Origin of the sequence: Caballeronia sp. RCC_10 (assembly GCF_041360715.1) — a bacterium.
Classification (GTDB): Bacteria; Pseudomonadota; Gammaproteobacteria; order Burkholderiales; family Burkholderiaceae; genus Caballeronia; species Caballeronia grimmiae.
In genome coordinates this window covers 1-9,676 of sequence record NZ_JBFUPT010000067.1, presented here as the reverse complement: position 1 = coordinate 9,676, position 9,676 = coordinate 1, and the positions used below count along the sequence as shown (strand labels likewise).

The following is a 9,676-nucleotide window of genomic DNA, read 5'->3' as shown; positions in this document are numbered from 1 at the left end:
GCCAGCCATTATGGCCGACTCGGACCCCAGCTTTTTCCACTTACCGAGCTGTCCGAATTCCCGGCGCCACCTCTCACCGTCTCCAGGCGCTCAATTGCCGCGTCTACCTCTGCGTGCACGATGACGCCTCTGGAACCGATACGCTTCCCGATGACGCCGAGCAGATAACCTGCCAGGTCACGCAACATCACCACATCGGGCGTAGCCTTCGAATGAAACGTGACTAACATAGTCGTACTCCCTGGCGCAAGGGCCTTGAAGTTTATGCAGATCTTGCGGGCTTTTGCTGTCGCGTGTCGGGCTCTTGCTGATCCATCGCCACCAGCACGCTGCACCTGACGCGATCAAGCAGCCGGCCATCGTCCTGACCGGTCCACCAACGGGAGAGGAAACCGCTTCGGTGATGTCCGACGACGATAAGATCGATATTGAGCGCTTCCGCAAAGGAAGGAATCTGCATCATCGGATTTCCGATCGCCAGATGGCCCTGCGCGACGACGCCGAGGCTCGCCAATTTGTCGACGCCTTCACGCAGCACCTCCGCTGCGGTCTCCTGTTCAAGGTGAAAAGGAATCGCAGGAACGACATCAAGGCCTCGCATCCACTCTGAATCGTCGAGAACGGCGAGAAGATGCGTTTCAGCGCGAAGCTCGCGGGCAAGATGAGCGCCGAGACGAAGCGCGCAGCGCCCTTCGCGCGTGGCGTTGTAGCACAAGAGTAATCGACGATAGCTGGCCATCATGCCCCCGCCACATTAACTCAATTATATCACATTATGATGTAAAAGGACGCAGTGGGACCCGAATGTCGAACGAGCGGCTAATCGCCCTATCATGTAAGACTGGGCGTCGACCAACCCGCAGCATGACTCCCGCGATATCTCAGTGCCTTGTCTATCCGAATGACGCCGCGATTATCGCTCCATCGGGCGGGCGAGCCGCCCGTGCGTCCGTTGAATAGATGGCTAGCGGTCAGCCGCATTTCTGCTGACGGCTTTACATGTCGATGAAGGCGGCGATGAAAACCACATCCAGCGAATTCTTGATAAGCATCATCTCTGTCTTGGCCGGTGCCGCTCTCGCTAGCGTATTGGCCTACAGTCTTCTAAAGGCACTACTGTTCGTTTTACTCGCGCTCTACGGTCGGGGCGGCTGAACTAGCAGGTCAGCCTCAGGCGTGTGATGGCCTGACGTCGTCATCGCGACAAGTCAGCGCCAGCCTCATCGGGACGCCGTCGAGTACCGGCACGTTGCTGACGCGAATTCTGTCTCGTACATATCGCATATACGGTTGGGCACAGGGCCCACCTCGCGAACCGGTGCGCGGTCGACGCCGCTCGGAACTCGCAAGTTTGCGTCTGCGCCGACTTGCACTATCTCGTCGTTATCACGGCAGGCTTCGAAGGCACTAGCGGAACCGATGGGTGGAAATGCGATAAGGCGCAGCATGAAAGCCCGTTTTACTAGTTCAACGGATGGGTTGGTGACCGTGACGAACGCGTCAGAGCGATGTACGACTCCGGTTTTTGTGGGATGGCTTGCACTTGCACAGTCGGCCCTAAAAAAGGCCAACGACGCTCGTATGTCCCCCGTCGTCGGGCGCTGGATTCGCTTGACGGAGCGTACCGCGGCTCTCTACGAGCATCCCGCAACCGCTCCCGATTCCACCCAGCACCTGGCATGTGACGCTTACTCGGCAAATAGGTCAGGCCCGAAGACCTCGTAGTGAATTCTCGTTTCCTGCACGCCCAGCTCCTTCAGCGCGTCGTGCTGAACGCGCATGAAAGGAATCGGCCCACAGATGTAGAAATCGGCGTCTGGCAGAAGAATGACCTCCTTCAGATCAGCCAAGTTGATGAAGCCGCTTCGGTCGAAATCCGTCCCCTGTACGTCGCCGGGCAACGGCTCGTCGTAGTAGACGATGGCCTTGAAGTTCGTGTAGGTCGCGGCCGTCTGCCTAAGACGATCGCGCATTGCATGCACGGCACTATTGCGTGCCCCGTGAATGAATATGACCTGGCGCTGCGGGCTTCGCAGTGCGCGCTTGAGCATGCTGACCATCGGCGTAAGACCAACGCCGCCGCTGATGAGCACAATGGGTGTCGTCGCGTTGACGTCAATGAAGAACGTGCCGTACGGCGCCGCGATTTTGACTTGGTCGCCTTCTTCAATATGATCGTGCAGCAGCGATGAAACAGTACCGGGCGGATGCGTCGCATCGCCCTCTTCCCGCTTCACCGATATGCGGTAGCTCCGACCGTTGGGCATGTCAGAAAGGCTGTATTGGCGAATCTGCTGTAGCTTCAGTGCCGGCACGTCGACCGCGATGCTTATGTACTGACCTGGCTCGAAGTTGACGACAGGCTGACCATCTGCAGGTTCCAGAATGAATGATGTAATGACGCTGCTTTCTGGCCGCTTCTGAGTCACCACAAAGCGTCGCCATCCGTTCCAGCCGCCCAGCGCACCGGCGGATCGTTCCCGCAGTTCGCTTTCCATACCCATGAGCAAATCGGCCAGATTTCCATACGCCTGCGCCCATGCGGAGATGATATCGTCAGTCGCGGCATCGCCTAGCACGTCTGTGATCGCGCCAAGGAGGTGCTCTCCGACGATTGGGTACTGTTCTGGACGAACATCAAGGCTCGCGTGCTTGTTCGCAATATTCTGAAGCACCGCCGCTAGGCTTGCCGGGTTTTCAATGTTTTCCGCATAGGCATACACTGCACGCGCCAACGCCTGCTGCTGCTCGCCGCGCTCCTGATGCGTCATGTTGAACACGTTCTTAAGTTCGGGGTGCGCTTCAAACAGTCTCGTATAGAAGCGTTTGATGATCGGATAACCGTGTTCCGCGAGCACGGGCGCGGTGGCCTTTACTATCTCCTTCGTCTTCTGCGTAAGCATCCTTGTTCTCCCGACGTTTCAACTACGCTTTTGCAGCAATACCGATACCGATACCGCCCCTGCAGCGCGAGTATCAACCGGCTCTACGTGACCCGAGATGAGGCACAACATAACGCTGCGAGGTCAGCTGCGACAGTGACACGCGGTCGCGCTCGATCTAGACTCATCCGTGCAGCCAGCCTACGCTGGTACTCGCCCACCAGCAACCAATCCGCGAAACCTGGGCGCTGCGATCTGGCGTCGCAATGCCAATGCGTTCCGCTTTTTACGGGAATGCGGCGACGTCGCTTCATCGCCTTCGCTGAGGATCACCGGCGACGCCTCAAGCCTGCGATCCCACTCGATGCGCTGCTCAACGTCACCTGACGAAGGTCCGGATCACTCACCATCATGCAGATCAGTGCGGGTGTGCGCGTTGGACGCCGCGAGGCAGCGTTGTCATGCGAGCAAGTGACCGTTGGGGACCGTCGCCGCCGTCGCCGTCGCGCCGAAGAAAGTGTTCCCATTGCAAGTTCATGTGGATAACTTGTATCATGACGTGATACAACGTCACGACTGGTCGCGGCTCGCATGTTCGTACTCGTCTCACAGTTAGACCGTGACATCACCTGGGTATCGGGGCAAGGGTAGATGTTGAGGGATGCCCGTCACTGCAACTGACGACGCCTCCCGGCGGTCAGGGCCGGCCGCGGCGAAGCCGTCCGTATCTCGAGCACGCATGTTGGAAAGCGATTCGACGCGCTCGCGATCACGCTCGGTACTCAGCACGGGAACGCGTTGATCAAACATTTTAGGAATTCCTGACCTGCGCGGATCATGTTCGTCACCGTTCGCATCGCGATTTCGACGGCTGACCCCGCAACGGGCTCGTCCGTAGGCAGTACGCAACTTGCAGCCTTGTAAAGGAAAAGCTGATGTTCTGGGAAAAGAAGCTAGCCTCGTGGGCGGACAGCGTACGCACACGAACGAATGTCCCGGCGCGCATATCCTTGTGGAACGGCCAGTCGCACGACCTTGGCACGTTCGAGAAGCCTGCGGTAACGCTCCATGCGAAATCGGCGGCGGCCATGCCTCTGCTGGTTTCGCCCGGGCTCGACACGCTGGGCGAAGCCTACGTGGAAGGGAAAATCGATATCGAAGGGAGCCTTAACGACCTTATCGACGTCGGCTATGCGCTTGCCAGAACCGCCCCCGAAATTTTTGGGAAGGCGGCGTCGCATCGAACACTACTTTGCGCATTCGAAGGCCGCCGACAAGCGGGCCATTCAATACCACTACGATGTCTCGAACGAGTTCTACAAGCTCTGGCTCGATCGCCGCATGGTCTACTCTTGCGCCTACTTTGAAAACGGCGAAGAGGATCTCGCGACAGCCCAGCAGAAAAAAATTGACCACATTCTCACAAAGATACAGCTTCAGCCGGGCCAGACCCTGCTCGACCTCGGCTGCGGCTGGGGCGCGCTTGTGATTCGCGCGGCACGCAAGTTTGGCGCGAGGTGCGTCGGCATAACGCTGTTGAAGAACCAGTTCGACTGGGCCACGGAACGCGTCAAGGCATGAACCTATCCGATCGCGTAGAAATTCGCCTGCAGGACTATCGCGATGTCACGGGCCGCTTCGACCGCGTGACGAGCGTCGGCATGTTCGAACACGTGGGCCGCCGCAATCTCTCCGAGTACTTCACGCGTGTGCAGAGCCTTCTTACCGAAGAGGGTATCGCGATGAACCACGGCATTACCACGACGAGCGCGAAGTCGGATGAATCGGGATTTGGCGGCGACGCATTTATCGATAGATACGTGTTCCCCGATGGCGAGCTGCCGCATCTTAGCCTCGCGCTCAGCGCCATGCAGGAAGGCGGGCTGGAAGCATTTGACGTGGAAAACCTGCGCCGCCATTATGCGCGCACGCTGCAACTGTGGAGTGCCAACTACGAAGCGAATGCGCCAACGTTGCGCGAAATGGTCGACGAGCAGACGTTCCGCATCTGGCGCATCTATCTGGGTGGCTGCGCATACGCCTTTGAGAACGATGATGTCGCCATCTATCAAATCGTCGCGCGCAAGGCGGGGATGCGCGCCAGCAAGCTACCGTGGTCCCGTAGGTACATGTATGACGGCTAGTGCGGCTGAGCAAGGCGAGAGTGCATTGTACTTTTTCCGGACCGCCATCCGGCAAAGCGCCCCACGTGCTTACGCGCCGCAGCCCGAAAGATCGCGAAAACTGGCATTCCCATTTCCATGATTGTCAGCGTTCACTCAACCTACTCGCCCATTGATGCCGGCGAGTGCCGCGGGGGGCCTCACCATGCAGGACATTATCTCGCTCAGTGAACAGATTGTGGAGCACATCGCAGACGCGGTTGTTTATGCAAACCGGTCGGGGACGATCGAGCGATGGAATGAGGCCTGTGTCAGGCTCTTCGGCTTCAGCAAGCCCGAAGCACTCGGTCAGAACCTCGACTTGATCATTCCCGAGCATCTGCGCACGGCGCATTGGCGGGCGTTCGAAGCGGCGGTACGGAGTGGCTCGGCGCGTCTGCATGGCAGAGCGACGCTCACGCGCGCGCTCCACAAGGATGGGCACAAACTCTACGTGGAGATGAGCTTCGCACTGGTGCGAGGCGAGCAAGGCGCTGTCCTCGGTTCGGTCGCCGTAGCGCGAGATGTGACGTCGCGTGTAGAGCAGCAAAGGTTGCTCCGGCATCGGGATGACGCAGGAGCGTAGGACGCAAAAACGTGAGCAAAGGGGCTCGCAGGGAAGTAAGCAAACGCACACGGGTGCTGTGCGAACGTTCGCGAGACAGCACCTCAGGGGTCCGAGGAGTGACAGTGAAAGACGGCAAGATGCGCCGCTTCGATGCAGGCGCAGGAAGGTGCTAGTAACCCTTGCTATCGTCACGATCGCGAGATCGCGCTCGGAAAGAACGTCGAGGCGGCGGACCTTGCGATACAAGATCTCGGTTCACATTGAGGCCATCGTACAGGTCGTCTACAAGGAAGACGGGAGGCCGAGATGTCTCAACCGTTGGACATCAAAGTGGAAATCCAAGCCGGCGGGTGGGTTTGGGGGGTTGTGTCCTATTCCGCAGACAACGCCGCGCCTGTCGTGCTTGGGCAGTCATCCGAAGCGTTTCCTACCGAGGAAGCAGCGCGCGTCGATGCAGCGCGAGCGCTGCCGGGTCTGTCCGCGAAGTCCTCCATTTAAAGCGCCGCAGCTAGAGTCGTTCCATTGTCTTCGCCCCAGATACGTATGGCTCTTGCGAGCATGTACCGCACGCGGAGCCTGCCCTTCCGAATCAACAATGAGGTCACTGACGCCTGCCCTTCCCCCTTCGCAACGATACGAACCCAAGGATGCGAACCTAGGCCACAAACCTTTTTGATCCAATAGATGAGGAAGCTGCTCCGCATTCCGGCTCGCCGGTCTATGCGGAGCAAGGCTCTCACCTCTCCTACTACGTGTTCGCAGTTCGATGTAAATCGCGAGCCCCCGACAGCTGCAGGTTCGACGCATGACGCTCATTTCCTTTTCTTCGTAATGCTGAACAGCGGAAACGTACGACGTCGTAGCTTCCTTCAGTTGCCCGGCCCGCCTGGAGGCCCGTCGGCAGATCGCTGAGCGCGAGCACCGTGTCCACACCGTCCCGCCGTCCGCGAAGCTCAATGACGAGACCGCACTGGCGTCACCACTCGCCGGCGATTGGCTTGTCTGGAGCTCACCACGAAGCAGGCGATGACGCGACGAGGCACGCTATCTTGGGGCAGGCCCGCGTCGAGTGGAGCAACTGTGGCAACATTGCGCGAAATGGAAAAGGCTAGAGCGGCGCGACACGTAGACGCTCTATCCCGAATGATCGCGCGGGCTGAAGCCTTTCGGAACGCCGATGCGCGTACGGGAACACGCCAGGCGGACTACGCGATCGCATAAAATCAGAAGCAGGCCCATCGATGGCTTAGTTCGGGGCCACCGAACGGCCTCGCTCGACTGCAGCGCAGCGACGTTCAGACGGCCGCTGCCCTCGAAACTATTCGCGGCGCAGCCCTACGGAGCACACCAAGAGCAAACCCCACGTCAAGAAAGTCATTCCCGGCTGTCGCGAGCTAGAAGCGCGTCAGCTCCCACGTCTCCCGCTGCTGTCATACACGCGTTATTGGCATCCGCGCGACTATTGAGAAATCGCAGCCAGGCGGTCGAGAATTTTCTGCGCCCTTGCCGATATATCGGCCTCTGCATTTTCATTGCAAACGGTAAGCACCCTCGCCTTCCAATAGCTCGGTCGACTGAGCAGGCATTTGGCGGAAAACGCCTTTTGCGACGTTTCCAAAACTGTCAGAACCGTCTCAATGTGAGCAAGCTCTTTTCTTCTAAGCTCATTGACGTTCATATTCGCTTGATAACCGACGGTGGGTCATCTTTTTCCGGCTTTGAATTGGCCGCTTGTTCTCTCAGGCTAGCAACCACGCGATCACGTTCGCGCTCTCGAATGTAATGTTTCAGTATCGCAGGAACTGCAATTAGGACGGCGGTTCCAGCGAAACTACAGCCGACCAATATGTCGCTCATGGCGACGTCCTCAAGGTCACGGGGATCCGCATATCGCTGATCCGTACGTCGTTTAACTAAGACAGTTTATATTTTTGTTCACGCATGGAGCGATTAAAACATGTATCCAAGTGACTTGTTTAGTAGGGATAACGTGAAACTGCCGTTAAAATCCGATCGTTCGTCTAAATTCCCATTGTTTGGCAAGAAGACTCCGCTAAATATTAAGACGAATATCCGTAACGGGCGGATCAATGCAGCAGAGAACAGTTTTTATCCATCCGATCGTGCCGATCTTTGTGGGCAGCCGTCCGACGTCGTTCAAGTTCGCGCTGACGGCGTTGAGAAGCGTCTAGAGGCAACGTGTTTCCAGCAACTTCACCGCTCGCGACGACGTGTCGTAGGACATCAGTAGGATTGGAGTTATGCAAACAGGCGCCCGTGCTCGAAGCCTCTATCGAGGCAAGCAATGTCAAGAGCAATCGTCAAGACTGGTGTACGCGGATCGGACGGCGTGATCAGGCGGCCAGTGATTGAGGAGCCGGTGTGCTTTCAATCACCGGGGTTCCGTCCTTGAAGGGGATACCCTTCAGAAGCGCCTCGATATTCTCTGCGCCGCGGATTTTCCTCCATGACTTTTCGGCGGCTTCAATCAATTTGAACGCCATCGCGAGGAAGGTTGCGCGCGACAGGCAGTTACGTGTGCGGCTTGTGCGATGGCGCACCGTCGCGAACGTCGATTCAATCGGATTCGTGGTCCGCACATGCTGCCAGTGCTCGGCAGGGAAGTCGTAGAATGCGAGCAATTCGTCTCGGTCCTTCGTGAGTTTCTCGACGGCCTTTGGATACTTTGCCGCGTAAGTGTCGACGAACTCGTTGAACGCGACGATCGCATCGGCTCTTGTCGCGGCATTCCAGATTTCAGTAAGCGCCGCCTTGGCCTTGCCGTGCTGCGACTTGGGCATGACGTTGAGGATGTTGCCGACCTTGTGGAACCAGCAGCGCTGGTGCTGTGTCTGTGGAAACACTTCTTCAAGCGCTGCCCACAGCCCCATCGCGCCATCGCCGACTGCCAGCAGCGGCGGCGCCTGCAGACCTCGCTTCTTCAGATCGAGCAGCAGCTCTTTCCAGGATTCCTTCGATTCGCGATAGCCGTCGCTGAGCGCCATTCGCTCCTTGCAGCCGTCCGGTTTTACGCCGATGATCACCAGCAGGCACTGCCCGTCCGAATCCTCCGCGCGGGCCTGCGTATGGATGCCGTCGGCCCACCAGTAGACCCAGCGCGAGGCCGAGAGGTCACGCTTGTTCCACTGCTCGTACTCTTCTGACCATGCGCCCTTCAGACGGCTCACGACGCTTGCTGACAGCCCTTTGGCCTGCTCGCCCAGCAACTCCGATAGCGCCTCGCCCATGTCGCCTGTCGAGACACCACGCAGGTAAAGCCACGGTAGCGACGACGACACCCGCGGCGACTTGCGCACATACGGCGGTACGATCGTCGAATTGAACTTGATGCCGGAGCCCGAACGATCGCGAACCTTCGGCACCTGAACAGGCACCGGTCCCACGGCCGTAACGATCTCGCGCTCTGGCAGGTAGCCGTTGCGCACGACCGCCCGCCGCCCATCGATCGTCTTCACATTCGAATATTGCTCGAGCATCACTGCCAGTTCCGCCTCGATTGCCTGCTGGATGATTCGCCGCGCCCCTTGCTGAATCAGATCGTCCAGGCCGGCGGCCCTCGCGACTTGCGCTTCTTCTGCTGTTTGACTGCCGCTAGTTTCTTGCGTATGTTTCGCCATGGTGGTGGAGTTCGATTGTGGAAGTGTTACCGTGAGAAGCAACATTCTCCTTCAATCGCCACCGCCTTCTTCCGTCTCTTCTCCACGCCGCGTACACCAGTTTCAACGATAGCTCCAATGTCAATGACAATCCGGCCTTGCGTGCACGGTTCCGCATCTTGACGACTGGTGTTTGATGCTTGCGCCTCGGAACTTCGCACGGCTCCGAGCAGCCGTGGTGAGTCCGTGACGCTGCATTGTCTAACGTTCCGGGGGCTCGCGCTCGGCCTCGTCATCGCCGCTCTGATCGCCTCTGGTGAGTGAGTTGCCGTCGAAGATCAAGCGACGGAGAACGCGCAGATGGTGAAACTGAAGCGCACCGGGTTTTCCGGAGACCTCAACTCCTGAGAGAATGAGGAAATGGAAAACATCGACAAAGCAAAACGC

The 9,676-nt window shown here is 58.3% G+C and carries 7 protein-coding genes and 2 pseudogenes; 2 read left to right on the top strand and 7 right to left on the bottom strand.

What is annotated here, in order from left to right; translation table 11 throughout:
• Nucleotides 1-80: 80 nt before the first annotated feature.
• The 3 genes and pseudogenes from AB6804_RS31005 to hmpA form a co-directional block, all read right to left on the bottom strand.
• Nucleotides 81-230, bottom strand: a pseudogene (locus tag AB6804_RS31005) (DUF1840 family protein); the annotation flags it as partial.
• Between the two features lie 32 nt (nt 231-262).
• Complete coding sequence (locus tag AB6804_RS31000; protein WP_370889707.1) at nt 263-742, bottom strand: universal stress protein; 480 nt, start codon at nt 740-742, stop codon at nt 263-265.
• 946 nt (nt 743-1,688) lie between these two features.
• Nucleotides 1,689-2,903: an NO-inducible flavohemoprotein gene (gene hmpA / locus AB6804_RS30995; protein WP_370889706.1), complete on the bottom strand. Its 1,215-nt coding sequence runs from the start codon at nt 2,901-2,903 to the stop codon at nt 1,689-1,691.
• Between the two features lie 914 nt (nt 2,904-3,817).
• On the opposite strand from hmpA, the pseudogene AB6804_RS30990 reads away from it, so the two are divergent.
• Nucleotides 3,818-5,026 (top strand): annotated as a pseudogene (locus AB6804_RS30990) (class I SAM-dependent methyltransferase).
• 184 nt (nt 5,027-5,210) lie between these two features.
• Nucleotides 5,211-5,630 carry a PAS domain S-box protein gene (locus tag AB6804_RS30985; protein WP_370889705.1) on the top strand — a complete coding sequence of 140 codons (420 nt, stop codon included), beginning with the start codon at nt 5,211-5,213 and terminating at the stop codon, nt 5,628-5,630.
• Nucleotides 5,631-7,071: 1,441 nt separating this feature from the next.
• Here the strand turns inward: AB6804_RS30985 and AB6804_RS30980 are convergent.
• The 4 genes from AB6804_RS30980 to AB6804_RS30965 form a co-directional block, all read right to left on the bottom strand.
• Nucleotides 7,072-7,290 carry a hypothetical protein gene (locus AB6804_RS30980; RefSeq protein ID WP_370889704.1) on the bottom strand — a complete coding sequence of 73 codons (219 nt, stop codon included), beginning with the start codon at nt 7,288-7,290 and terminating at the stop codon, nt 7,072-7,074.
• Complete coding sequence (locus AB6804_RS30975) at nt 7,287-7,469, bottom strand: hypothetical protein (RefSeq protein WP_370889703.1); 183 nt, start codon at nt 7,467-7,469, stop codon at nt 7,287-7,289. The genes AB6804_RS30980 and AB6804_RS30975 overlap by 4 nt, the downstream gene beginning before the upstream one ends.
• A gap of 497 nt (nt 7,470-7,966) precedes the next feature.
• Nucleotides 7,967-9,250 (bottom strand): IS256 family transposase, encoded by a 1,284-nt coding sequence (locus tag AB6804_RS30970; protein ID WP_370889702.1) that lies wholly within the window; start codon nt 9,248-9,250, stop codon nt 7,967-7,969.
• 240 nt (nt 9,251-9,490) lie between these two features.
• Nucleotides 9,491-9,676, bottom strand: a 186-nt coding sequence (locus AB6804_RS30965) for a hypothetical protein (protein WP_370889701.1), incomplete at its 5' end; no start/stop codon positions are given.

What these genes read in the sequence shown, in the direction of transcription:
- AB6804_RS30985 (WP_370889705.1), top strand. Translation starts at nt 5,211, where the DNA reads ATGCAGGACATTATCTCGCTCAGTGAACAGATTGTGGAGCACATCGCA.
- AB6804_RS30980 (WP_370889704.1), bottom strand. Translation starts at nt 7,290, where the DNA reads ATGAACGTCAATGAGCTTAGAAGAAAAGAGCTTGCTCACATTGAGACG.
- AB6804_RS30975 (WP_370889703.1), bottom strand. Translation starts at nt 7,469, where the DNA reads ATGAGCGACATATTGGTCGGCTGTAGTTTCGCTGGAACCGCCGTCCTA.
- hmpA (WP_370889706.1), bottom strand. Translation starts at nt 2,903, where the DNA reads ATGCTTACGCAGAAGACGAAGGAGATAGTAAAGGCCACCGCGCCCGTG.
- AB6804_RS31000 (WP_370889707.1), bottom strand. Translation starts at nt 742, where the DNA reads ATGATGGCCAGCTATCGTCGATTACTCTTGTGCTACAACGCCACGCGC.
- AB6804_RS30970 (WP_370889702.1), bottom strand. Translation starts at nt 9,250, where the DNA reads ATGGCGAAACATACGCAAGAAACTAGCGGCAGTCAAACAGCAGAAGAA.